18 protein-coding genes are annotated in these 23,920 nt (G+C 66.5%); 13 read left to right on the top strand and 5 right to left on the bottom strand.

The window, feature by feature from the left end:
• Positions 1-99: 99 nt before the first annotated feature.
• Positions 100-5,547: an alpha-2-macroglobulin family protein gene (locus tag GKC28_RS17830; protein ID WP_174148358.1), complete on the bottom strand. Its 5,448-nt coding sequence runs from the start codon at positions 5,545-5,547 to the stop codon at positions 100-102.
• Positions 5,548-5,697: 150 nt separating this feature from the next.
• Here GKC28_RS17830 and GKC28_RS17835 point away from each other — a divergent pair, with 150 nt between their 5' ends.
• The gene (locus tag GKC28_RS17835) at positions 5,698-8,001 is read left to right on the top strand and encodes a response regulator (protein WP_174148360.1); all 2,304 of its coding nucleotides are present in this window, start codon (positions 5,698-5,700) and stop codon (positions 7,999-8,001) included.
• Between the two features lie 338 nt (positions 8,002-8,339).
• Here the strand turns inward: GKC28_RS17835 and yaaA are convergent, their stop codons facing one another.
• The 3 genes from yaaA to GKC28_RS17850 form a co-directional block, all read right to left on the bottom strand.
• A complete protein-coding gene (gene yaaA / locus GKC28_RS17840) occupies positions 8,340-9,104 on the bottom strand; it encodes a peroxide stress protein YaaA (RefSeq protein ID WP_174148362.1) in 765 nt (254 codons plus the stop codon).
• A gap of 41 nt (positions 9,105-9,145) precedes the next feature.
• Entirely contained in the window at positions 9,146-11,203 is a 2,058-nt protein-coding gene (recQ, locus tag GKC28_RS17845) for a DNA helicase RecQ (RefSeq protein WP_174148363.1), read from the bottom strand.
• Positions 11,204-11,392: 189 nt separating this feature from the next.
• The gene (locus tag GKC28_RS17850; RefSeq protein WP_174148365.1) at positions 11,393-11,680 is read right to left on the bottom strand and encodes a YggT family protein; all 288 of its coding nucleotides are present in this window, start codon (positions 11,678-11,680) and stop codon (positions 11,393-11,395) included.
• Positions 11,681-11,814: 134 nt separating this feature from the next.
• Here GKC28_RS17850 and GKC28_RS17855 point away from each other — a divergent pair, with 134 nt between their 5' ends.
• The 12 genes from GKC28_RS17855 (at position 11,815) to GKC28_RS17910 (ending at position 21,930) form a co-directional block, all read left to right on the top strand.
• Positions 11,815-12,363, top strand: coding sequence for an acyl-CoA thioesterase (locus GKC28_RS17855; protein ID WP_174148367.1), 549 nt, complete (start codon positions 11,815-11,817; stop codon positions 12,361-12,363).
• A 17-nt stretch (positions 12,364-12,380) separates the two neighbouring features.
• Positions 12,381-13,778, top strand: coding sequence for an MFS transporter (locus GKC28_RS17860; RefSeq protein WP_368041142.1), 1,398 nt, complete (start codon positions 12,381-12,383; stop codon positions 13,776-13,778).
• 14 nt (positions 13,779-13,792) lie between these two features.
• Positions 13,793-14,644 (top strand): penicillin-insensitive murein endopeptidase, encoded by an 852-nt coding sequence (mepA, locus tag GKC28_RS17865; RefSeq protein ID WP_368041143.1) that lies wholly within the window; start codon positions 13,793-13,795, stop codon positions 14,642-14,644.
• Positions 14,617-15,528: an esterase-like activity of phytase family protein gene (locus tag GKC28_RS17870; protein ID WP_174148373.1), complete on the top strand. Its 912-nt coding sequence runs from the start codon at positions 14,617-14,619 to the stop codon at positions 15,526-15,528. Before mepA ends, GKC28_RS17870 begins: the two co-directional genes overlap by 28 nt.
• Before the next feature lie 197 nt (positions 15,529-15,725).
• Positions 15,726-16,361: a queuosine precursor transporter gene (locus tag GKC28_RS17875; protein ID WP_174148374.1), complete on the top strand. Its 636-nt coding sequence runs from the start codon at positions 15,726-15,728 to the stop codon at positions 16,359-16,361.
• Positions 16,362-16,625: 264 nt separating this feature from the next.
• Positions 16,626-17,045: an alternative ribosome rescue aminoacyl-tRNA hydrolase ArfB gene (gene arfB / locus GKC28_RS17880; RefSeq protein WP_174148376.1), complete on the top strand. Its 420-nt coding sequence runs from the start codon at positions 16,626-16,628 to the stop codon at positions 17,043-17,045.
• A 65-nt stretch (positions 17,046-17,110) separates the two neighbouring features.
• Complete coding sequence (locus GKC28_RS17885; RefSeq protein ID WP_174148377.1) at positions 17,111-17,857, top strand: SDR family oxidoreductase; 747 nt, start codon at positions 17,111-17,113, stop codon at positions 17,855-17,857.
• Positions 17,854-18,207 carry a cupin domain-containing protein gene (locus GKC28_RS17890; RefSeq protein WP_174148378.1) on the top strand — a complete coding sequence of 118 codons (354 nt, stop codon included), beginning with the start codon at positions 17,854-17,856 and terminating at the stop codon, positions 18,205-18,207. Before GKC28_RS17885 ends, GKC28_RS17890 begins: the two co-directional genes overlap by 4 nt.
• A gap of 84 nt (positions 18,208-18,291) precedes the next feature.
• The gene (locus GKC28_RS17895; protein WP_174148379.1) at positions 18,292-19,314 is read left to right on the top strand and encodes a P1 family peptidase; all 1,023 of its coding nucleotides are present in this window, start codon (positions 18,292-18,294) and stop codon (positions 19,312-19,314) included.
• A 109-nt stretch (positions 19,315-19,423) separates the two neighbouring features.
• Positions 19,424-19,900, top strand: a complete 477-nt coding sequence (locus GKC28_RS17900; RefSeq protein ID WP_174148380.1) for a cytochrome c family protein — start codon at positions 19,424-19,426, stop codon at positions 19,898-19,900.
• A 152-nt stretch (positions 19,901-20,052) separates the two neighbouring features.
• The gene (gene idi / locus GKC28_RS17905) at positions 20,053-20,595 is read left to right on the top strand and encodes an isopentenyl-diphosphate Delta-isomerase (RefSeq protein ID WP_174148381.1); all 543 of its coding nucleotides are present in this window, start codon (positions 20,053-20,055) and stop codon (positions 20,593-20,595) included.
• Positions 20,596-20,673: 78 nt separating this feature from the next.
• Positions 20,674-21,930, top strand: a complete 1,257-nt coding sequence (locus GKC28_RS17910) for a flavin-dependent oxidoreductase (RefSeq protein WP_174148382.1) — start codon at positions 20,674-20,676, stop codon at positions 21,928-21,930.
• Between the two features lie 247 nt (positions 21,931-22,177).
• Here the strand turns inward: GKC28_RS17910 and glpK are convergent, their stop codons facing one another.
• Positions 22,178-23,668 carry a glycerol kinase GlpK gene (glpK, locus tag GKC28_RS17915; protein WP_174148383.1) on the bottom strand — a complete coding sequence of 497 codons (1,491 nt, stop codon included), beginning with the start codon at positions 23,666-23,668 and terminating at the stop codon, positions 22,178-22,180.
• Between the last annotated feature and the right edge of the window lie 252 nt (positions 23,669-23,920).

Here is a 23,920-nt window from a genome sequence, read left to right on the forward strand (position 1 = left end):
CCGCCCCCGTCACGCCAGAGGCGTGCTTGCAGCACGACGGCGGGCGCTTCGCGTCCACCCGCGGACGGACGCTGCCCTTAGTTCTGTTGAACAGGCGTCTCACCTGACTTCCACACGCCCCGTGCCGGTGCGGGCGCGGTAGGCGGGGCGGTACATGTCTTCGACCGAGGCCGCGGGATGGTGGAACACGCCGGGCGTCACCGCGCGGACCACGTAGGCCAGCGTCACAGGCGAGGCACCGCGCACATTCACCGCCGCCAGGAAGCGGTCGCTGCGGAATTCGGCGTGTTCGGCCTCTGCCGGGTTCAGCCAGTCGAGATCGCGCAGGTCGCCGGAGCGCAGGAGGTTGGGATTGTCGATCTCGAACCCCGCGGGCAGCGGGTCGTTGATCATCAGCCGGGCGCCGGCCTTCTCATGCGGCTTCACCCGCAGGACCGCGACGAAGCGCGCGCCGGCAGAGACGGACTGCACCTTCAGCGGCTGGCCCTCCAGCGTGTAATAGCTGCGCTCGATGGTGTAGCCGAAGCCCCCTGCCGCGGGCGGGACTTCTGGCACGCCAAGCGTGGTGAGAGTTATCTCCGCGGAGCGCCCGCTGGCAGCGGAGAGCGCCAGTTCCGGGATATCCTGCCCGTCGGCGGCCTGCACAAACGGACCCGGCACAGGCTGGCCATTGACCAGAAGACCGGAGTCTTCGGGGTTCCGGGCCAGGGCATGGGCGGCCATCAGGGTCCACGCGGATTCTTGTGTGGAGCGGATACCGCTGGCGTTCGAGAGCCGCGCCGACAGGCTGGCGCGGTCCACCGCTTCCGATCCGGCCTCCGCCGCGAGCGCCAGAACGCCGGCGGTGTCGCGCAACCTTGTGCCGAAGTCGGCGCGCCAGAGGCGGGCTTCATTCCGCGTCTCATTGCCGATCATCTGCGCGGCGCGGGCAAACATCCGGTCGGCGCGGCGCTGGTCGCCATAAGCCGCAAGGGCTGCGCCCAGCTGGGCGGCGGAGAGTGGCGTGGCAAAGGCGTCGCCCTTCACATCAGCGTAATAGCGCAGGTCGCCCATCTGGGCGGCGCCTTCGCGGGCCAGCACCAGGAGGGCATAGGCGATCTCCTCGCCGCCCCTGTCGAAGTCGGCGGCATAGTTGATGCGGTTGCGCAGGTTGTCCATGGCCTGCGCGAAGGCCTGCTGCGGCACCGCGTAGCCTTGGGCGCGAGCGCGGCTCAGGAAGTCACTTGCATAGGCATCGAGCCAGAACTCACCGCTGTCGGCTCGCCAGAGGCCGAAGGCGCCGGAGGGGGCCTGGCGGGTCAGCACCTGGCGGATGGCGGCGTTGATGCGCGCGTCCACCGCCGGGCCACTGCCCAAACCCGCGGCCTGCGCGACGCTGCTGAGGTAGAGGAGCGGCAGCGCCTTCGACGTCACCTGTTCGGTGCAGCCGTAGGGGTACTGATCCAGTTCCGCCAAGAGGCCCGGCACGTCGAATTTCGCCAGCGGGCCAGAGGAGATGGTGGCCCGGGCGGTGCCGGGGCGGAGGCCCGCGAAGACGTCCTTGCTGAAAAGGAAGGTGTCGCCGCCCGCCAAGGTGAAGCGGCGGGTTTCCGAAGTCACCGGATCATTGACGCGGACCGGCATGCGCAGGGTTTGTCGCAGGTCCTGCCCGTTTGGCGTGGTGAGGGTGAGGGTCAGCTCATTGTCGCCCACGGTTTCTGCCGTGACCGGGAGGTCCAGCACCGCCTTGCCCTGCTCCGCCAGAGTGACGGAGACTGGCAGGCTGCCGAGCGTCAGGCCGCCTGCGGTGCGGGCGCTGAGGGCCATCTGACCGGCGGGGCCGTCGGCGTGGACGATTTCGATGCGGGCGCGGCTTTGATCGCCCGGCGCCAGGAAGCGCGGCAGCGAGGCGGTGACCACCACCGGGTCGCGCACCAGCATGTCGGCCTCTGCCTGTCCCACGGCCTTGCCCGACCAGGCGACGGCCATCAGCCGCACGGTGCCGTTGAAGGCGGGCAGGGTCATCGGGAATTCGGCCTCGCCACTCGCGTCTACTTTCAGCGGGCCGGAGAAAAGGGCCACAAGGTCCTGCGTAGGGGGTGGCGATTGCATCTTCATACCGCTGTCCGCGTCACCGCCGGAGCGAATTAGGCCCAGGGCGCCGTTGCCGGGGTCGATCAGGCGGCCATAGACGTCACGCAGTTCCATCCCCAGGCGGCGCTGGCCGTAGTAATGCGCGCTGGGGTCGGGGCTGGTGAAGCCGGTGAGGTTGAGGATGCCGAGGTCCACGGCGGCGACGGTGAGCCAGACCTCCTCGCCCTCCGCCGCACCATCCACGCGGATTTTCGCAACTTGGGTGCCGCGCGGGCGGGTGACTTCGGGGACGTCAATGGCGACCTGCAGCTGCTGGCCGGGCTGGGTAACGGCGGCGTGGGCCAGACCCAGGGCGCGCAGCGGGGTGCGGCCCCTGTCGCCTGCTACAGGCTGGATCACGGTGGCGGTCACATAGGCGCCGCTGCCCCAATCCTGCGTCACCTCCAGCGGGATCACGGTTTCGCCGGCCGGGACCTCCACCGCGATGCGGTGGATCAGATGGTTTGAGACGACCGAGACCAGCGCCGTGCCGGCTGCTTGCGGCACGATGCGGAGGCGGGCCGTGTCGCCGGGGACATAGCTTTCGCTATCCAGCGACAGGTCCAGCCGGGCGGGAGTCTCGGTGCTGCCTTCGGGCGCGTACCAGCCGGCGTAGAAGTCAAAAGCGGCTGACGCATATTCGCCGTCGAGGCGTTCCACCACCAGCTCATAGCGGCCCCAGCCGACGGGCTGCGACAGCGGCAGCGAATCACTGCCCAGCTGTGCCTCGCCGGTGGCGATGCGGGTGCGGCGGGTCACCGGTTCCCAGTTCCAGTTGCCGTAGAGCTGATACCATTGGTAGCGGGTCTCGACCCGGTTCAGGGTCCATTTGACCCGCATCGGCATGGGTGTCAGGTCCGGGGCCAAGGCGATGAGTTCGAAGCCTGCCGCAGAGCCCTCTGCCGCCACCTCGTCAAACTGCGGCTTGATGCCGAGGACCGGACCGGCGGGGCGCACGGGCAGTTCCAGCACGCGCTCCACCGGACGGGCGGATCCATCGGCGACGCGGGTGGTGAGGGTCGCGATCAGCGGCTTGCCCTCTGCCGGGGTGGCGGCAGGGAGGCTGGCCGCGAAAACCGCACCGCCATCGGCGCCGGTTTCCTCACCGCCGAAGTACTCAGTCTGGGCTGAGGAAGCCTCGTCATAGCGGCCGAAGCGGAAGCCGGGCCATTGCTCCAGTGTGTTTGCCGCGGTGAGGCGGACGCTGCCCTCCACCTTCAGGCCTGCGCCCGGCGCGCCGAACAGGTAATCGGCCTGCAGCGCGATCTGCGCAGCGCTGCCGGGCAGGAGGGCATCTGCATTCGTGACCTGCTGCGAAAAATCGATGCGCTCGGGCAGGAAATCCTCGACCAGGATCTGGCGGCTGGCGAGCGCGGGGGCCTTGAGGTCGCTCTTGATCTCGATCCGCCAGGTGCCGCGCGGGGCGGCGGGGCCGGTGGCGAGCGCAAAGACATGGCCGCCCTGATGGCCGGAAGCGGAGGTCTGGCGGGTGTATTCGACCCCGTCGGGGCGCAAGAGGATCGCGGTGAGCGGCAGGCCGACAATCGCCTGCGCCTGGCTGTCACGCGCCAGCGCGGTCACATGCACGGTCTCGCCGGCGCGGAAGGCGCCGCGGGTGGTGGCGAGGAAGACATCCACCGGCCCCGGCGCGGGGCGGCCGGCAACGCCGCGGTCCGACAGGTCAAAGGCCGCGTCATTCAGAGGCAGGAAGGTGAAGTCGCCCTCACCTGCCCGCGCGGTGATCAGCGCGGGCGCTGCGCCGCCGGAACCGCGGCTGAGGCCGGGGGCAAACTGCACATAACCGCTTGAGTCGCTGGTTGCGGTCGCCAAAACCTCATTGGCGGCGGAGATCAGGCTGACCTCGGCGCCCTCATGCGGTTTGGCATCCGCCAGGGCTTGCACCTGCACATGGAGGCCGTCGCTGCCGGACATGGTGGAAAGGCCGAGGCCGGTCAGCACGAACCACTGGGTGGCGCCGACATCGTCATAGGGATCAGCACCCGGCACCCGGGCGGTCAGCGCGTAAAGCCCCGGCTTTTGCCCATTTAGAGCCTCATCCAGAGGCAGGCGGCTGGTCATGGCCTGGTTGAGCGCGGTGTTCACTTCAGCACTGCCGGTCCAGATTTCCTCGGCGATATCCGCGGCGAAATGCTCATCCTCCCACTGGGACAGCGGCTTGGCAAAGTACCCCTCCTGCAGGGTGCGCAGCACGTTGCGGCTGCTGACCCGGCGCAGGCGCAGGTCCAGTTGCGTCAGGTTCACGGTTTCCACCGGCAGCGCCGCCGCACCGCCTGCGGGCAGCACATAGGCGCGGCCCGGGAAGCGGACCTGCGGGGCGCGGTCGCGCACGTAATGGGTCAGCTCCACGTCTTTGTAGAGCTGCTCGCCGCTGACCGCGGGCAGGCCGCGGCGCAGGGTGATGCGGTAGCGCTTGCCGTGCTCCGCCCCGTCGAGGCACAGCTGGCGGCCCTGGGCGGTGACGGCGAGGCTGCCTTCGGGCAGGCGGACGTAGTTTTCGTAGTCGGTTCCGGCCTGTTCCAGGTCTTCCGAGAACTCGGCGCAGATGCGCGGGGCGGCGCTGTCGCTTTCCACCGTGCTGGAGGTGACGCGGAAGCCGTATTTGGCAATGGCATCCTCCAGCTGCGCGGCGCGGGCGGCATCCGGCGCAATGTCCTGCGCCAGCCGCAGCAGAGGCAGCATGGCGCGGCCCCTGCCCTGCAGCTGCTGTGCATCAGCGGCCGCTGACAGCGCCTCAGCCTGGCTGTCCGGGGCACTGGCCCGCAAGTAGCCGTTCAGCGCGGCGGAATACGCCTGCGCGCGGTAGCGGCGCTGCTGGCTGCGGCTGCTGCTGTCCTTGGCAGCACGCAGCAAATATGCTGAAAATTGCGTCCAGTCCGCAGCCTCATCACTCAGCACAACAGCCTGCGCCATCCAGCGCAGGGCGGCAAGGGGCTCACCGCTCCGCAGCAGGGAGCGGGCCGCGGCGCGGGCCTCGCCTGCGTCATTGGTGGAAAGCGGGTAGTCCAGCCCCAGGATGCGGGCCTGCACGGCGGCGGTCTGCAAGTCCTGCTGCGGCAGGAAATCCAGCCGCGCGGCACGCGATGCCGCCGCCGCTTCCAGCCCGGGCGCTGCGGGCTGTTTCACCGCGGAAAGGGCGCCGGCATAGGGGTTGGACTGCTCCAGAGCCAATTTCGGAAAGCAGGCATTTGCCCTTTGATTGAAGACGAAGCCTGCGCAGTCGGCCTGCGCCGAGCAGGCCCGGGCACAGGAGGCAGTGTCAGTATCAAACAGCGGCTGCAAATCAGAGCCGAAGAAATCAGTATCCGCGTAGACACGGTAACTGAATGCAGGAACCGCCTGCTGCGCACTGGCAGCCGGAAGAAACGCAAGAAAAGCAATAAAATAAAGAAAAGCAGAAGCAAACAGACGCGGCATGGCACCCTCCAATACTGAAGGCAGGCTGGCACGGGCTTAACGTCATAGCAAGATTCCTCCGCGTAACAAAAAGGGAGAGCAGCGCGGCTGCCCTGCGCGCAGAAATTGCTGCGCGCCTTTTTGTGGTGATGAATGGCGGAGTTCGCAGGGATGAGCCTTGCTGACAAACTGGCGGAGGAACGGCGGGCGCGGCTCGCTGCTGAACGGCTGCTTGAGCTGAAGCAGGCCGAGCTGTCCGCTGCCAACCGCAAGCTGGGCCGCCACGCGCTGGCGCTGACCAAGCAGATCGGCCAGACCCAGGCCGAGGTTGCCACCGTGCGCGATGAAAACGCCAAAGTGAAATCCGACCTCCACACCGCCAACGAGAAGATTGAAACTGCCGAGCGGCGGCTGTGGCATTCGATCCAGGCGTTTCAGGACGGGTTCGCCTTCTTTGACGCCGCGGGCCACCTGATCGGCGCCAACACCGCTTACCTCAACATCTTCGACGGGCTGGAGGAGGTCACTCCCGGCATCACCTACGAGCGGATCCTCGAGCTGATGACCGACGAGGGGCTGATCAACACCGGCAGCATGAAGGCCGGGGAATGGCATGCGATGATGTCGGAGCGCTGGCAGTCCGATTCCCCGGAACCGGTGGTGGTCCAGCTCTGGGACGAGCGGTACCTGCGGCTGATTGATCAGCGCGGCCACGGCGGCGACGTGGTGACGCTGGCGCTCGATATCACCTCAACCGTGCGCTACGAGCAGGAGCTGCAGGACGCCCGCGCCCGGGCCGAGGCCGCGAACCGCGCCAAGTCCGCTTTCCTCGCCAATATGAGCCACGAGATCCGCACCCCGATGAACGGCGTGGTCGGCATGGCTGAACTGCTTAACGATACCGATCTGGACGACGAGCAGCGGCTTTATGCCAAGACCATCAAGAACTCGGGCGAGGCGCTGCTGGTCATCATCAATGACGTCCTGGATTACTCCAAGATCGAGGCCGACAAGCTGGAGCTGCACCCGCAGGAGTTCGATCTGGAGCGCAGCCTGCATGAGGTGGTGATGCTGCTGCAGCCCACCGCCCGCGACAAGGGGCTGGCGCTCTTGGTGGACTATGACCTGTTTCTGCCGACCCGTTTCACTGGCGACCCCGGCCGGATCCGGCAGGTGCTGACGAACCTGGCCGGAAATGCGGTCAAATTCACCAGGCAGGGCCATGTGACCCTGCGGGTCACCGGAATCACCTCCCCGGAAGACGGCCAGTGCGCGGTGCATGTCACAATTGAGGACACCGGGATCGGCATCCCGGCGGAAAAACTGGAGCATGTGTTCGGCGAGTTCAACCAGGTCGAGGATGAACGCAACCGCAAGTTCGAAGGAACCGGGCTGGGGCTGGCGATCTCCAAGCGGCTGATCGAGATGATGGGCGGCGAGATCTGGGTCGACAGCGAAGAGGGCAAGGGCTCCTGCTTCGGCTTCCGGCTGCCGCTGCCGGTGGCAGGCGCGTCAGAGCAGACGCTGCCGAAAATGCCCGGCAGCCTGCGCCATGTGCTGCTGGTGGATGACGTGCCGCTGAACTGCGAGATCCTGCAGAACCACCTGCAGATGCTGGGCCTCCAGGTGACCACGGCCGGCACCGCGGCGGAGGCGCTGGCGGCCATGCAGGGCGGTATCAGCCTGGTGCTGAGCGGCCATAACCTGCCGGGTCTGGACGGCCTGCAGCTGGCCCGCGACCTCAGGTCCTACGGCTGGACAGGGGTGCCGGTCCTGCTGCTGAACTCCAGCCCGCATGCCGCCATCGGCTCCGACATGCGGCAGCTGGTCAGCGGTGTGCTGCAAAGCCCGGCCCCGCGCGGTGACCTGTTCAGCCAGCTGGCGCGGCTGGGCAGCGAAACCGCAGGCCCGGATGCGTCCGGCGCGGCCGCCGCTCCTGTTGCAGCGGCGCCTGCGCCGCCGCCGGCGGTGCCACCCGTGCCAGCCGCCGCGGTTCCGACGGCACCCGCAACTCCCGCCGCCGCCGCGGACGCACCGGCCCGCAAGATGCGGGTGCTGGCGGCGGAGGACAACAAGACCAACCAGCTGGTGTTCCGCAAGATCGTGAAGGAGCTGAACATCGAGCTGCAGTTTGCCGGCAACGGGCTGGAGGCGGTGGAGGCCTACCAGACTTTCCGCCCCGATCTGATCTTCATGGACATCTCGATGCCGATGATGGACGGCAAGGAAGCCACGATGGAGATCCGCAGGCTGGAGGCAGGGACCGGCAGCCATGTGCCGGTGGTGGCGCTGACCGCGCACGCGATGTCGGGAGATTCCGAGGGCATTCTGGCCGCCGGGCTGGACCATTACCTGACCAAACCGCTGCGCAAGGCGATGATCCACGATCAGATCCGCAGCCACGCGCCTGCGGGCATCCAGCCGGTTGAGGCGGACGAGACGTCCGCCAAGGCTGCATCCGGAGGCGCGCACTGAGCGGCGAGCCCTTTCGCGCAGCGCCCGCTGCGGCTAGCGCGCTCCGGAACCTCGGGAGAAAAGCCGGTCCCGCTTCTCGATCAAAAAACGCGCCGGTGTCAGGATGTGGCCGCGCATGCCAGAACGCGCATCCCGGTTCCCCGCCTGAGAAGTCTCCACTGTTGCGGTTCCCCGGCATGCAGCCGAACCCGGGGCTCTCCCGCGCCCGCAGGCGCACCGGATACGCCCTCCGTGCGGCCTTGGGTCCGGCAGCGCGTTCCGCGCGCTGCCGGACCCAACCGGGATGGTGCATTCCCTGGAATGTGCCGGGGCGGGCGGGAGCCGCCCCCTGCCGCGGCTCAGGCCTTGCGCAGGAAGACGGGCTTGTCCGGCTCGGACATCTGCGGCTGATAGGCGTATCCGCCGGCGTCGAAATCCAGCAGGCTTTGTGCATCTGTCAGCCGGTGCTGGATGATATACCGCGCCATCGCGCCGCGGGCGCGTTTGGCGTAGAAGCTCACCACCTTGGGGGTACCGTTCTTGTCTTCCATGAAGACCGGCGTGACCACCCGCAGCTTCAGCGCCGCCAGATCCACCGCGCCAAAGTATTCCTGGCTGGCGCAGTTCACCAGCACCTCAGCGCCCGCGGCTTCTCCTTGCGCGTTCAGCGCGTCTGATACCTTGCGGCCCCAGAATTCATAGAGGTTCTTGCCGCGCGGGTTTTTCAGGCGGGAGCCCATCTCCAGCCGGTAGGGCTGCATCGCATCCAGCGGCCGCAGCACCCCATAAAGGCCCGACAGGATGCGGAAATGCTCCTGCGCCCAGGCCATTTCGCCGGCGTCCAGCGAGGCGGCTTCCAGACCCTGGTAGGTGTCGCCGGCAAAGGCCAGCGCCGCCGGGCGGGTGGCGTCCGTTTTCGGGTCGGCGGCAAAGTCCTGGAAGCGGGCATGGTTCAGCTTGGCCAGATCCTCGCTGATGTGCATCAGCTTCATCAGGTCTGCCACCGATTGTTCGCGCGCCACATCCGCCAGTTCCACCGCATCGTCATGCAGCGCGGGCCAGGTCATCTCCTGCTCCCGTTCCGCCCAGTCCAGCTTCTTGGCCGGAGAGGTCACTACCAGCATATCTGCCCCCTTTGGTGCCTTGCCCGTTTCTTGGCGCGACCCTAGCCCGCGCCGCGCAGGACGTCCAGAAACGCCGCCGCGAAACGTTCGGCGCGGCGCTCCCCCAGCAGCCTTGCAAGGCCGTCCTCGTCGTCCTCGCGCAGCTGCGCCACCTTGGCCAGCAGCGACGCCGAGCAAGTGAGCGGTTTCAGGGTGCCGCATTCACCGCGCGCCAGCTGCGCCTGCACTTCCAGAAGCATGTCGTAGACCGAGCCCGCCCCGCGCCCCGCCAGCTTGCGCCGTGCCGGGTGCAGCCCTTGCACCGCGCCGGTGATCACGCCCAGGAAATCATCGCCGTAGCGTTCCAGCTTCTTGGCGCCGACCCCGCTGATGCGGGCCATCTGGTCGAGGGTCTCCGGGCGCACCTCGGCCATCTCAATGAGGGTGCGGTCAGGGAAGATCACATAGGCCGGCACTTTCTGCGCCTCCGCCAGCGCCCGGCGCTTGGCCTTCAGCGCGGACAACAGCGGCGCGTCCTCCTCGGAAACCAGCGCCTTCACTGCCGGGCGGCGGTCCGCGGATTTGATGGTGTCTCGGCGCAGCTCGATGGACTGCTCGCCGCGCAGGATCGGCAGCGCAGCCTCGGTAAACCGCAGGGCGCCGTGGCGGTCCGGGTCGGGGCGCAGCAGGTCGTGGCCCATCATCTGCCGGAACACCGCCTGCCACTGGCGCTTGCCGAATTCCTTGCCGCAGCCGTAGACCGACAGCTCGTCATGGCGCTTGGCACGGATCCGCTCGTTATCGGCACCCAGCAGGATGTCGATCAGGTGGCCGGAGCCGAACCATTCTTCTGTCCGCAAAACAGCCGACAGCGCCTTGCGCACCACGGTGGTGCCGTCGAACACATCGGCGGGCGTGTCGCAGAGGTCGCAATTGCCGCAAGGCTCTGCCTCTTCGCCGAAGTAGCCCAGCAGTTTCTGGCGGCGGCAGTGCAGTGCCTCGGCGAGGCCCAGCAAAGCATTCAGGCGGGCATGATCCGCGGCGCGGCGTTCGGGCGGGGCCAGCCCCTCGTCAATCTGGGAGCGGCGCAAGCGGATGTCGTCGGGGCCGAACAGGGTCAGGGTTTCCGCAGGCGCGGCGTCACGGCCGGCGCGGCCGATTTCCTGGTAATAGGCCTCGATCGATTTCGGCAGGTCGGCATGGGCGACCCAGCGGATATCGGGTTTGTCGATGCCCATGCCAAAGGCCACGGTAGCGACCACGATCAGACCGTCCTCGCGCGCAAAGCGGGTCTCGACGATGCGGCGGTCCTCGGCCTCCATGCCGCCGTGGTAGAAGCAGGCGGAATGGCCCGCCTCGCGCAGCGCGGCGGAGAGCGCTTCGGTTTTGGCGCGGGTGCCGCAGTAGACGATGCCGGACTGGCCCTTGCGGGCGGCGGCGAACTCCAGGATCTGGCGGCGCGGGCTGTCCTTGGCGCCAAAGGCGAGGTGGATATTGGGCCGGTCAAAGCCGCGCAGGAAGCTGCGGGGGGCCTCGCCGTCGAACAGTTTCTGGACGATCTCCTCGCGGGTTTCCTGGTCGGCGGTTGCGGTGAAGGCCGCCAGCGGAACGTCAAGGGCGCGGCGCAGTTCGCCGATGCGCAGGTAATCGGGGCGGAAGTCATGACCCCACTGGCTGACGCAATGGGCCTCATCCACCGCGATCAGGCTGACGCCGATGCGGCGCAGCATGCCCATGGCGGTGCCGGAGGCAAGCCGTTCGGGGGCCATGTAGAGGAGCTTGAGCCGCCCGGCCTCGATCGCCTCCCAGACCATTTCGGTCTCTTCGTCGGTGTTGCCGGAGGTGAGGGCGCCTGCATTCACGCCGGCCTCCTGCAACGCGCGGACCTGGTCGCGCATCAAGGCGATGAGGGGGGAGATCACCACGGTGATGCCGTCGCGCAGCAGCGCGGGCAGCTGGTAGCATAGCGACTTGCCGCCGCCGGTGGGCATGATCGCCAGCACGTTTTCCCCGGCGGTCACGGCGTCGACGATTTCCTCCTGCCCCGGGCGGAAGGCGTCAAAGCCGAAAATCTCGCGCAGAATGGGAGTCGCGCCGGTCAGGGCGGTCATTTCCGTCATGGGGGCGGAGGGCCTCGTGGTCAGTGCTGCTCTTGCTTTGCAGGCACAATCCCACAGGAGGCATGGGGCAGCAAGAGGCGGAGGCGCCTATTCTCCCACATACCGAAACGCCACAAAGGGCAGCGCCCGCCCGCGGGGACGGACGGGCGCTGCCCGGCCTGCCGCCGGGCGGAACTTTTCAGGCTGGGTTCAGTAGAACGCCGAGACGTTGTTCACCAGGACGATGCGCAGCGCGTAGACCGCAACCAGCACCACCAGCGGCGCCAGATCGATGCCGCCCATGTTGGGCATGAACCGGCGCACCGGCGCATAGAGCGGTTCCAGAATCCGGTTCAGACCGTACCAGATCTGCCCCACCAGCTGCTGGTGCAGGTTCAGGACCTGGAAATTGATCAGCCAGCTCATGATCACATGGGCAATGATGAAGAACCAGACAATGTCCAGGATCAGCATCAGGATTTGGAACAGCGAGACCATCTCTTATTTCCCTCTTTCGAACAGCCTCACAGGTAAGCAGACGCAGCGAAATGCGCAAGGCTTCCGCGAGGTTGCGGTTGACGCGCTGTAAACGGGTGGCATCACGGGCACATGCGAAACAGGAGCGCCGTGCGATGTACCCCATTGTCCGATTGATCAAGGATACCGTTCTGGCCAGCCGGATGGAGCCTCTGCCGATCACCGGCATGCATGTGTCCAGCCATATCTGCTGGCCCTGGGATCTGGATATGTGGATGGAACTGAACAACGGCCGCACCATGACGCTCTATGACCTGGGGCGCACCATGCTGGCGCAGCGGGTGGGGCTGATCCGCTGCCTGCGGCAGCGGCGCTGGGGGCTGACGGTGGCGGGGTCCTCGGTGCGCTACCGCCGGCGCATCCGCGGGTTCGAGAAATTCGAAATGCGCAGCCGGACTGCGGGCTGGGATGAAAAATTCATCTATGTCGAGCAGTCGATGTGGAGGAAGAACGGCGATTGCGCCAGCCATGTGATGCTGCGCACCGCGGTAACCGACCGGAACGGCATCGTGCCGCCGCAAAAGGTGCTGGAGGCGCTGGGGCAGGACACTGAAGCCTCGCCCGAGCTGCCGGGCTGGATCAGGGACTGGTGCCAAGCGGACAGCGGCCGGCCCTGGCCGCCGATGCAGGACAGGCTTGCCTAGGCCCCTGCCCGCCTGCCATACCTGAAGGCAACAATAACAAGAGGGCGGGCATGCAGCAGGTATCCATGCGCAAGCGCATCTGGGGGTGGTGGTTTTTCGACTGGGCCAGCCAGCCTTATCACACGCTTCTGGTCACCTTTGTTTTCAGCCCGTTTTTTGCCGCTGTGGCGGCTGAGCATTTCATGGGCCAGGGATTGGGCGATGAGGACGCCAAGGCGCAGGCCCAGACCGTATGGTCGCTGTGCCTGACGGTGACCGGGCTGATCATCGGCTTCGGCGCGCCCTTCATGGGGGCGCTGGCCGATATCTCCGGCCGGCGGCGGCCCTGGATCATGATGTTCTCGGTGATGTATATGCTGGGCGCCTGGGGGCTGTGGTTCATGGACCCGGGCGGCAGCAACCTGTGGTGGATGCTGATCAGTTTCGGCTTCGGCTTCATCGGCGCGGAGTTCGCGCTGATCTTCGTCAATGCGCAGCTGCCGTCCTTAGCCGGCAGGGAGGACGTCGGCGATGTCTCCGGCTCCGGCTTTGCCTTTGGCTACCTCGGCGGGGTGATTTCGCTGTTCATCATGCTTTTGCTGTTTGTCGAGCAAGCCAGCGGCAAGACCCTGATCGGACTCAGCCCGCTGCTGGGCCTGGATGCCGGGGCGCGCGAGGGCACCCGCGCGGTTGGGCCCTTCACTGCGCTGTGGTTCGCCGTCTTCATGATCCCCTATTTCCTGTGGGTGCGCGAGGGACGCGCCACCGGCCAGCGCGGCACAGTGGGCCAGGCGGTGGCGCTGGTGGTGCAATCGGTGAAGAACCTGCGCAGCCGGGTGAGTCTAGCCAGCTACCTTGGCTCCTCGATGCTGTACCGGGACGCGCTGAACGGGCTTTACGGGTTTGGCGGGGTTTACGCCAAGCTGGTGCTGGGCTGGCAGATCACCCTCATTGGCGTCTTCGGTATCGTGGCGGCGCTTGCGGCCACGATCTTCTGCTGGGCCGGCGGCAAGGCGGACCGGAAGTACGGACCGAAGCCGGTGATCATCCTCTCTATTCTGGTGCTGAGCCTGGTCTGCCTGACCATCGTCAGCATGTCCCGCGAGCAGATTTTTGGCATCACCCTGCCCGAAGGGTCGAAACTGCCGGATGCCGTGTTCTTTGGCTGCGGCGTGCTGATCGGCGGTTTTGGCGGCATCCTGCAGTCGGCCAGCCGCAGCCTGATGGTGCGCCACACCGACCCGGCCAAGGCGACCGAGAGTTTCGGCCTTTACGGCCTTTCGGGCCGCGCCACCGCGTTTCTGGCGCCGATGCTGATCGGCGTCGCAACAACTGTCACCGGCAGCGCCCGGCTGGGGATCACCCCGGTCATCGGCCTGTTTCTGATCGGATTGGTACTGTTATTCTGGGTTCATGGAGAAGGAGATCAGAGTTGAGACTGTTACTAGCCATCTGTCTGGCGGTGGCGGGGCTTTCTGTTCCGGCAAGCGCGCAGACCCCCGCAAAGGCGCTGTTCGGGGCCAAGCCCAGCGCTTCGCAGCAGAAACCCGCACCGTTCGGCTCCTACGCCAAGGGCTGCGTGGCCGGCGCCGAGCAGCTGCCGGAGACCGGCCCCACCTGGCAGGCGATGCGGCTGAGCCGCAACCGCAACTGGGGGCATCCGGCAGCGATCGATTTCGTCAAGGACCTGAGCCGCATGGCGGCGAAACAGCGCGGCTGGAAGGGGCTTTATATCGGAGACATCAGCCAGCCGCGCGGCGGGCCGATGCTGTCGGGCCACCGCAGCCACCAGATAGGGCTGGACATCGACATCTGGATGCGGCCGCCCGACCGGCTGAACCTGAGCCGCAGCGCGCGCGAGAACATCTCCTCGATCTCGATGCGCCGGGCCAAGGGGGCCTATGTGAACGCCAGCTGGACACGGGCGCACCATGAGATCCTGAAAGCGGCGGCGCAGGACAAGCGGGTGGCGCGGATCTTCGTGTTTCCCGGCGCCAAGGTGCAGATGTGCAACGACGAGAAGGGCGACCGCCGCTGGCTGCGCAAAATCCGGCCCTGGTGGGGGCATCACTACCACTTTCATGTGCGGCTGAACTGCCCGCGCGGCGCCCGCGGCTGTGTTGACCAGGCGGCCCCGCCCAAGGGCGACGGCTGCGCCGATGCGCAGCAGTGGGTGAACAACATTCTGAACCCGCCGCCGCCGAAACCGGTTGACCCGAACGCGCCGAAGTCTAAACCGAGACGGGATTACACCCTTTCGGACCTGCCCCAGCAATGCGCCGCCGTTCTGCAATCAAACTGATCCTGGGTATTGCCACCGCCGCCGGACTGGCGGCGGCGGGTTATGCCGCAAGCCGCCCGCTGGCGGCAGCGGGCAAGGCGCAGCATCTGAGCAGCTACACCTGGAAACTGAACCAGCCCTGGTTTGGAGGCTTCTCGGCGCTGAGGGTCACCGGGAACGGGTCCGGGATGGTGGTGCTCACTGACCGTGCAACACTGGTGACAACGGATATTTCGCGCAAGCAAGGCCTGATATCCGGCGTGACCGCCCGCTCGGCGCACGAGCTGCGCGCCTCCACCGGCAAGGCCCTGCGCGGTTTTGCCAGCGACAGCGAAGGTCTGGCCATCGGACCGGACGGCAGCCACTACGTCTCGTTTGAAGGCACCGCGCGGGTGGCCCGCTACCGCCGGGTGCAAGACCGCGCCAAGGTGCTGCCGCGGCCCAAGGCCTTCCGCAAGCTGCCCCGGAACAAGTCGCTGGAGGCGCTGGCCATAGATGCCCGCGGACACCTCTACACCCTGCCGGAGCGCGCCTTTGACAAACACGGCCAGATCCCGGTCTGGCGCTGGAACGGCCTCCGCTGGAGCCGGCCCTTCAGCCTGCCGCCGCGCGGCGGCTTCCTGCCGGTGGATGCGGATTTCGGCCCGGACGGAAGATTCTACCTGCTGGAGCGCGACCTGACCCTGCTCGGCTTCCGCAGCCGCCTGCGCCGCTGGGACATCACCGCCGCAGGCCCGGTGAACGAAACGGTGCTGCTGCAGACCGGTCCCGGCACCCACGACAACCTTGAGGGTCTGTCGGTCTGGGCCGCCGAAGACGGTGAGCTGCGCGCCACCATGATCTCGGATGACAATTTTCTGCCGCTGCAGCGCACCGAACTGGTGGAATACGCCCTGCCGCGCTGAAACAGCCCCTGCGCCGCGCCAGCGGCACCCGGCCCAACCGCAAGGGGGACTTCACAGAAGGCACCCCGCGCGGGCGGGAGTCTCCCCCTGTTCCTGCAAGCGGAAACCTTGCGGAACAGGCCCAAGCAGTTTAAAGGGGCCGGTCTTTTGCCGCTGCGCAGCCTTCTTCGCAGCCCCGAAACAAACGGATCCCGCGCATGACCCGCTCGCAAATTCCCGGCATTCTTGCCATGGCCGCCGTGGTGGTGGCCTCCAACGTCCTGGTGCAGTTCCTGTTCGGCAACTGGCTGACCTGGGGCGCCTTCACCTATCCGGTGGCCTTCCTGGTCACCGATGTGATGAACCGCGTCTATGGCGCCGCCGCCGCGCGCAAGGTTGTGGTGGCGGGCTTTATCACCGGGGTGATCTGCTCTCTGATCGGCACGCAGATCATGCTGCAGGGCGATGGCTTCACTTACCCGGCGGTGACCCTGCGCATCGCACTTGGCTCCGGCCTCGCCTTCCTGACCGCGCAGATGCTGGACGTCGCCATCTTCTCCGCCCTGCGCGAAGGGAAATGGTGGCGGGCGCCGCTGGCCTCCACCCTGATCGGCTCAACCGTGGATACTGCCATCTTCTTCACCGTCGCCTTCTCCGTCTCGCTCGTGTGGATCGAACCCGCCAATGATGTGTCCTGGGCCGGCGACATGCTGCCCCTGATCGGACAGGGGCCGGTGGTGCCCTACTGGGTCTCGCTGGCCTTCGCCGACTGGCTGGTGAAACTGTCGCTGGCATTGCTCGCGCTTGTGCCCTTCCGCATCATCGTGCGTAAGCTCTCCGCAAAGACCACATGATTTTGTTTTGACATCTGCCGAATCTGTGGCAGGCTGGGCTTACACGAAACATCAGAAAGGAGGTGCCCATTGTCTAGAGAAGCTATGGAGAGCAGTGCCGGAACAGTTCAGAAGGAGTGCGGCCGAGGCAGCCCTTGGCACGCATAGATCACTGAATTGGTGCTGACCTAACCGGTGCACCTCCTATCATCTCGAAGGGCTGTTCCCCGCGTGTGGAACAGCCCTTTCGATTTTAAAGCCCGCGTTCCGCAAACCACCCAAGCCATGATCCGCATCAACGACCAAATCACCCTGCAGGACTGGGAAATGACCGAGAGCTTCATCCGCGCCTCGGGCCCCGGCGGGCAGAATGTGAACAAGGTGGCAACCGCGGTGGAGCTGCGGTTCGAGGCCGCGCGCTCGCCCGCGCTGGCGCCTGCGGTCAAATCCCGGCTGAAGCGGCTGGCCGGTCGGCGCTGGACCAAGGAAGGCGCGATCATCCTGCAATGCGACGAGACCCGCTCGCAGCAGCGGAACCGCGAGATCGTGCGCGAGCGGCTGGCGGAGCTGGTGCGCAAGGCGCTGGTGGCGCCCAAGCGCCGCATCGCCACCAAACCCACCCGCGGCTCGGTCAAGCGGCGGCTGGAGGCCAAGAAGCAGCGCGGCGAGCTGAAAGCGACGCGCGGTAAAATCGACCCGGATTGAAACCGCGGATTGCACCCGGCGCACGCGCGGCCCATGCTGGCGCAAACAACCGGGAGGATCAGATCATGCGGCTGGACGGAAAAACCGCCATCGTGACCGGCGGCGCCTCGGGCTTTGGCGCAGGCATCGTGCGCAAGTTCCTGGCCGAAGGCGCAAGGGTGATGATTGCCGATATCAACGGCTCTGCAGCAGAGGCGATGGCGGCAGAGCTGGGTGGCAACGCCTCTGCGCAGACCGTGGATGTATCGGACCGCGCCTCGGTCACGGCGATGGCAGAGGCGGCGCTGGCGGCCTTCGGGCAGCTGGATATTCTGGTCAACAACGCGGGCGTCACCCATCTGCCTGCGCCGCTGGAGGAGATCAGCGAGGACGACTTTGACCGGGTGATGGACGTCAACATGAAATCGGTCTATCTGACCGCCCGCGCCCTGGTGCCGCATATGAAGACCAACCAGCGGGGCGCGATCCTGAACGTCGCCTCAACTGCCGGCGTGTCGCCGCGCCCCAACCTCAACTGGTACAACGCCTCGAAGGGCTGGATGATCACCGCCACCAAGACGATGGCGGTGGAGCTGGCGCCGCACGGGGTGCGGGTCAATGCGATCAACCCGGTGGCGGGCGAAACCCCGCTGCTTAAATCCTTCATGGGCGAGGACACCCCGGAAATGCGCGCCAAGTTCCTGTCCACGATCCCGATCGGGCGGTTCTCGACACCGGAGGACATGGGCAACGCGGCCTGCTTCCTGTGCTCGGACGAAGCCAGCATGGTCACTGGCGTGGCGATGGAAGTGGACGGAGGACGCTGCATATGAAAACCGTGAATCTTGCCGAGAAGCTGGCAATGTTTTCCAGCCATTGGGACCCGCATGTGGTGGCGGATTACAACGGCAACGACGTGATGGTGGTGAAGTTTCAGGGCGAGTTCCCGTTCCACCACCACCCGGACACCGATGATTTCTTCCTGGTGCTGGAAGGGGAGATGGTGATGGACATCAACGGCCAGCCGCCGCAGACCGTGCGCGCTGGAGAGCTGTTCGTGGTTCCCAAGGGCGTCATCCACCGCCCCCGCGCCGAGCAGGAATGCAAGGTCCTGCTCATGGAACCCAAGGGGGAGCCGAACACCGGCGATCCGGCAACCGCAGCCCCAAAGCCGCGGATCTGACACGTCCGCCTTCTTCTTTGCGGAAAACACACCCGCCGGAGGCAGCGCGCGCCGGCGCGCTTCATTCAAGAAGGACCAAACGACATGCTCCCCGGCCTCAAGAACCTGATCACCGACGTGCCCGGCATCATTGTCGGCAACGCTCAGGATGCATCCCTGAAGTCCGGCACCACGGTGCTGACGTCAGACAAACCCTTCACCGCCTCGGTGCATGTGATGGGCGGTGCGCCGGGCACGCGGGAGACGGATTTGCTGGCACCTGACAAATCGGTGGCCAGGATCGACGCGCTGGTGCTGTCAGGCGGCTCGGCTTTCGGGCTGGAGGCCTGCTCCGGGGTGATGGATGCGCTGCACGCCAAGGGCCGCGGCTTTCCGGTTGGGCCCGCACGGGTGCCGCTGGTGCCCGGGGCGATCCTGTTTGACCTGCTGAACGGCGGGCAGAAGGACTGGGACCAGAACCCTTACCGCGCCCTGGGGCGGGCGGCCTTTGAAGGGGCGGCGGAGGACTTTGCCCTTGGCACCGCCGGCGCAGGCGCGGGCGCGCTGACCGCGATGCTGAAGGGCGGGCTGGGCTCTGCTTCGCTGGTGCTGGACAGCGGCGTCACTGTGGGCGCGCTGGTGGCCGCCAATCCGCTGGGCGCCGTCACCACGCCGGGGGAGCGGTATTTCTGGGCCGCCCCGTTTGAAATCGGCGGGGAATTCGGCGGGCTGGGCCCGGACAAGGCCGCCGGACTGGGGCGCACATTGGAGAGCCGCAAGATCGCCGCCATCCAGAAACCGGGCGGCGCCCCGCTGCCGCCGGAGCGCGCCAATACAACCATTGCCATCGTTGCCACCGATGCGGCGCTGACCAAGGCGCAGTGCCAGCGCCTGGCCACGGCGGCGCATGACGGCATCGGCCGCGCTATCGTACCCGCGCATTCCCCCGGCGATGGCGATCTGGTCTTTGCCGCCAGCACCGGCGCGCGGGTACTGGACGCACCAGACACCGAGCTTGGGCCGATCTGCCATGCCGCCGCGCTCTGCCTCAGCCGTGCCATCGCCCGTGCCGTTTACAACGCCCGCCCGGAACCGGGCGATCTGCTGCCCTGCTGGGCCGCGTCCTGAAAATCCGCAGCTTCCCGCCGGGACTTTGATGCGCGTCAAACTGCCGGTTGACACTGCCGGGTATTAAACCATGAGTCACATCTGCCAACTCAGAACTGGAGCAAGCAATATGAAACCTCTTTTGACCGCCGCCATTTTCGGCCTCCTCGCAGCCCCTGCCTTTGCCGAAGGCGATCCGGCAGCTGGCGAGAAGGGGTTCAACAAGTGCAAGTCCTGCCACATGGTGGTTTCCGACGCGGGCGACGTGATCGTCAAGGGCGGCAAGACCGGCCCGAACCTGTGGGGCCTGGCCGGCCGCCAGGCGGGCACCGCCGACGGCTTCAACTACGGCGATGACCTGGTCGCGGCAGGTGAAGCCGGGCTGGTCTGGGACGAAGAGAAATTCGTTGCCTTCGCCGCCGACCCCAAGAAGTTCCTGCAGGCCGAAACCGGCAACGCCAAGGCCAAGTCGAAAATGTCCTTCCGCCTGAAGAAGGGCGGCGAGGACATCTATGCCTTCCTGGCCAGCCACGGCCCGGCCCCGGCAGAGGAAGCCGCAGCCGAAGAAGGCGCGGCTGAGGAAGGCGCGGAAGCGGCCACCGAATAAGCCCTGAAACCGTCAAGGGCGGGTGTGAAGCCGCGGCATTTTCGCCGCGGCTTTTCGCGTAATTGCTTTCCGTGCCCGCAAACGTTAGCGGTAGTCTCTACAGCTGTCGAAATGCGGCAGGCCGCAGAACAGAAAACCGTCACGGACACAGCATGAGCCATATGATTCCCGCCTGGGTGAACGGTGAATTGACACCGGTTGACAAGCTGGCCGCGCATGAGCGCGGGCTGAAGCACAAGGCGGTCTCCGTCTTTGTGGTGAAAGGCGTGGAAATCCTGATGCAGCGCCGGGCGATGGGGAAATACCACACGCCGGGCCTCTGGGCGAACACCTGCTGCACCCATCCGAAATGGGACGAACAGCCCTCAGCCTGCGCGGTGCGCCGGATGAACGAGGAGCTGGGTCTGACCGGCCTCTACCCCGAGTTCCGCCACCACCTGGAATACCGCGCCGATGTCGGCAACGGGTTGGTCGAGCATGAGGCGGTCGATGTGTTCCTGGCCCATGCCCACCGGCCGCTGCGGATCGCCGCCAACCCGGACGAGGTGATGGAAACCCGCTGGGTCGACTACCACGACCTGCTGGCCGAGGTGAGCCGCCACCCGGAGCGCTTCACCCCGTGGCTGAAGATCTACCTGCACAACTACGCCGACGTGATCTTTGGCCCCGACCTGATCATCGCCGGACGGCGCTGACTCCTTTTCTTCCCTGCCTGCTTGCCCTGCAGCGCGCGCCGTGGTTATCTGCCCGCATAAATAGGGAGTATACTTATCATGTCCATCCTCATCGCCGGCGGCGGCATCGCTGGGCTGTCTCTTGGGCTGACACTGCATCAGATCGGGGTGCCGTTCCGCATCTTCGAGGCCGCGCGCACGCTGAAGCCGATGGGGGTCGGCATCAACCTGCAGCCCAATGCGGTGCGGGAGCTGCTCAACCTGGGGCTGGAAGCAGAGCTGGACGCCATCGGCGTGCGGACCCGGCAGCTGGGGTTTTACAGCAAACTCGGCAGGACGATCTGGGAGGAGCCCCGCGGCTTGGGCGCAGGCTATGCCTGGCCGCAGTATTCGGTGCACCGGGGCGAATTGCAGATGATGCTCTACCGGGCTCTGGCGGAGCGGGCCGGGCCGGATTGCCTGGAAACCGGTGCACGGGCCGCAGGGTTTGAACACATGGGCGGCGGCGCCGCACTGCTGCTGGCGGACGGACGGCGGATCGAGGGGGCGCTGGTTGTTGCAGCTGATGGCATCCACTCCGCCCTGCGCGCGCAGATGGTGCCGGATGAGGGCGCGCCGATCTGGAACGGCCGCATCCTGTGGCGCGGCACTACCCGTGCACCGGAGTTCAAGGGCGGCGCGGCGATGGCGATGATCGGCCACGACCATCTGCGGCTGGTCGCCTATCCGATCTCGGCGCCGGATGCGGAGGGCCGGGTCACGATGAACTGGATTGCGGAAAAGAGCTTTGACCCCTCTGCCCCCTGGCGCAGGGAAGACTGGAACCGGCCTGCAGACATCAATGAGTTCCTGCCGGACTTCGAAGGCTGGCAATTCGATTGGATCGACGTGCCAAAGCTGATCCGCGGCGCCGAAGTGGTCTATGAATACCCGATGGTGGACCGCGATCCACTGGTGCGCTGGACGGTTGGGAACGTCACGCTGATGGGGGACGCCGCGCATCCGACCTACCCGGTGGGGTCAAACGGCGCCAGCCAGGCCATTGTGGACGCACGGGTGATCGGCGCCAAGTTGCTGGATCACGGGGTTACATCCGCCGCGCTCAAGGCTTACGAGGCAGAGGTGCGCCCGGTCACAACGGCAGTGGGTCTCGCCAACCGCGCGGGCGGCGGGCCGGACGGGGTGCTGCAGCGGGTCGAGGATCTTTGCGGTGGAGACTTTGCAGACATCAGCGAGGTGATCCCGCAGGCGGAACTGGCCGCCCATGCTGCCAAGTACAAGTCGATTGCAGGCTTCTCCATCGAGGAGCTGAACGCCCGCCCCCCGACCATCCCGGCAGGCGCCCGCATCAGCTGAGGCACGCCCGCACCCATGTGCGGGTCAAGGACGGCGCAGCCGCCGTGCCGCAGGCACGGTTTGTCCTTGAGGCGCACATGGGCGCGAACACGCTCGAAACGGCGCATGGAAGGGCAGACCTGCCCTTAAACCGCTTCTCAGCGAAAAAACGCCGCGCAAAGCGCGGCGCTATGCCCAACTGTGAGGCCCATTCCATGAATGGGCAGGAGCAGGCGGGAGCGCCCCGCCCTGCCCTGTTTCACCGCGGTCAGACTCCGATCACCGCCTGCACCGCGCGCTGCCAGCGGGCATAGGCGGCCTCGCGCGCGGCGGGCTGCATCAGCGGCACGAACTGGCGGTCGAGCTTCCAGGTGTCGGCAAAGCCGATCTGGTCCGGATAGATCCCGGCGCGCATCCCCGCCAGCCAGGCAGCGCCGAGCGCGGTGGTTTCCTGCATCACCGGGCGGTCGACGGCGGCGCCCAGCAGGTCCGACAGGCTCTGCATGGTCCAGTCGCTGGCGCTCATGCCGCCATCGACGCGCAGGGTCACGGTGTGGTGGCTGTCGTCCTCCCAGTCGGCGCGCATCGCCTCATAGAGGTCGCGGGTCTGGTAGGCGACGCTTTGCAGCGCGGCACGGGCGAACTCCGCCGGGCCGGAGTTGCGGGTGAGGCCGAACATGCCGCCGCGGCATTCCGGCTCCCAGTAGGGCGCGCCGAGGCCGGTAAAGGCCGGCACCAGGATCACGTCCTGCCCAGGATCCGCCTTGGCCGCCAGAACGCCGCTTTCACTTGCCTTGCCGATGATCCCCAGCCCGTCGCGCAGCCATTGCACCGCGGCACCGGCAATGAAGATCGAGCCTTCCAGCGCATAGGTGGGCTTGCCGTCGAGCTGATAGGCGATGGTGGTCAGCATCCGGTTCTTGGAGACCACCGGCTCATCCCCGGTGTTCAGCAGCGCAAAGCAGCCTGTCCCGTAGGTGGATTTCATCATTCCCGGCTGGAAACAGGCTTGGCCGATGGTGGCCGCCTGCTGGTCGCCGGCCACGCCCAGAATCGGGACCGGGGTGCCCAGGATCTCCGGGATGGTGGTGCCGAACTCCGCGGCGCTGTCCTTGACCTCCGGCAGCATCTGCTGCGGCACATCCAGCAGGTCGCTGATGGTGCGGCTCCAGCGGCCCTTGCGGATGTCATACATCAGCGTGCGCGCGGCATTGGTGGCGTCGGTCGCGTGGGAAGCGCCGCCGGTCAGGCGCCAGATCAGGAAGGTATCCACCGTGCCGAACAGCAGCTCCCCTGCCGCGGCCCGCTCCCGTGCGCCGGGCACGGTGTCGAGGATCCACTTCACCTTGGTGCCGGAGAAATACGGATCAAGCAGGAGCCCGGTACGGTCGGCCACCATCTCTGCGTGACCCTCCTCGCGCAGCTGCTCGCAGATGGCGGCGGTGCGGCGGTCCTGCCAGACGATGGCGTTATGGATGGCCTTGCCGCTTGTCTTGTCCCAGACCACGGTGGTTTCGCGCTGGTTGGTGATGCCGATGCCCGCAATGTCCGTGGCGGAGACATCCAGCTCTGCCATCACCTTGCGGCAGACCGCGACGGTGGTCTCCCAGATCTCCTCCGGGTCATGCTCCACCCAGCCAGCCTGCGGGTAATGCTGGGTGAACTCCTGCTGCGCGGTGCCCGCGACCTGCATTCCTGCATCAAACAGGATTGCCCGGGTCGACGTGGTGCCCTGATCAATTGCCAGAATATAGGTCATCGGCTGCCCTCCAGTCTCCTCTGACCGGGGACAATAAACGCAAAAGTGCTACCGCTACCAGCCCCTACTAAAAATTTAGTTGATGAGTCGCCGAAACCACGGCACCTCTGCCCGGCGGCACCGCCGGGCAAGTTAATATCTCCTAAATCAGATTGGCAGCTGAATCACGCGCTTAACTGAGGAACTTCGATATTGTCGATAAGGCGGATGCCATCCATCCAGGCCGCGGCCAGCAGCCGGGCGGGACGGGAG

This window comes from Leisingera sp. ANG59 (assembly GCF_013317235.1).
Lineage (GTDB): Bacteria > Pseudomonadota > Alphaproteobacteria > Rhodobacterales > Rhodobacteraceae > Leisingera.

Bases quoted from the DNA above. Each gene is read 5' to 3' on its own strand.
- GKC28_RS17830 (WP_174148358.1), bottom strand. From the start codon at position 5,547: ATGCCGCGTCTGTTTGCTTCTGCTTTTCTTTATTTTATTGCTTTTCTT.
- GKC28_RS17835 (WP_174148360.1), top strand. From the start codon at position 5,698: ATGAGCCTTGCTGACAAACTGGCGGAGGAACGGCGGGCGCGGCTCGCT.
- yaaA (WP_174148362.1), bottom strand. From the start codon at position 9,104: ATGCTGGTAGTGACCTCTCCGGCCAAGAAGCTGGACTGGGCGGAACGG.
- recQ (WP_174148363.1), bottom strand. From the start codon at position 11,203: ATGACGGAAATGACCGCCCTGACCGGCGCGACTCCCATTCTGCGCGAG.
- GKC28_RS17850 (WP_174148365.1), bottom strand. From the start codon at position 11,680: ATGGTCTCGCTGTTCCAAATCCTGATGCTGATCCTGGACATTGTCTGG.
- GKC28_RS17855 (WP_174148367.1), top strand. From the start codon at position 11,815: ATGTACCCCATTGTCCGATTGATCAAGGATACCGTTCTGGCCAGCCGG.
- GKC28_RS17870 (WP_174148373.1), top strand. From the start codon at position 14,617: ATGCGCCGCCGTTCTGCAATCAAACTGATCCTGGGTATTGCCACCGCC.
- GKC28_RS17875 (WP_174148374.1), top strand. From the start codon at position 15,726: ATGACCCGCTCGCAAATTCCCGGCATTCTTGCCATGGCCGCCGTGGTG.
- arfB (WP_174148376.1), top strand. From the start codon at position 16,626: ATGATCCGCATCAACGACCAAATCACCCTGCAGGACTGGGAAATGACC.
- GKC28_RS17885 (WP_174148377.1), top strand. From the start codon at position 17,111: ATGCGGCTGGACGGAAAAACCGCCATCGTGACCGGCGGCGCCTCGGGC.
- GKC28_RS17890 (WP_174148378.1), top strand. From the start codon at position 17,854: ATGAAAACCGTGAATCTTGCCGAGAAGCTGGCAATGTTTTCCAGCCAT.
- GKC28_RS17895 (WP_174148379.1), top strand. From the start codon at position 18,292: ATGCTCCCCGGCCTCAAGAACCTGATCACCGACGTGCCCGGCATCATT.
- GKC28_RS17900 (WP_174148380.1), top strand. From the start codon at position 19,424: ATGAAACCTCTTTTGACCGCCGCCATTTTCGGCCTCCTCGCAGCCCCT.
- idi (WP_174148381.1), top strand. From the start codon at position 20,053: ATGAGCCATATGATTCCCGCCTGGGTGAACGGTGAATTGACACCGGTT.
- GKC28_RS17910 (WP_174148382.1), top strand. From the start codon at position 20,674: ATGTCCATCCTCATCGCCGGCGGCGGCATCGCTGGGCTGTCTCTTGGG.
- glpK (WP_174148383.1), bottom strand. From the start codon at position 23,668: ATGACCTATATTCTGGCAATTGATCAGGGCACCACGTCGACCCGGGCA.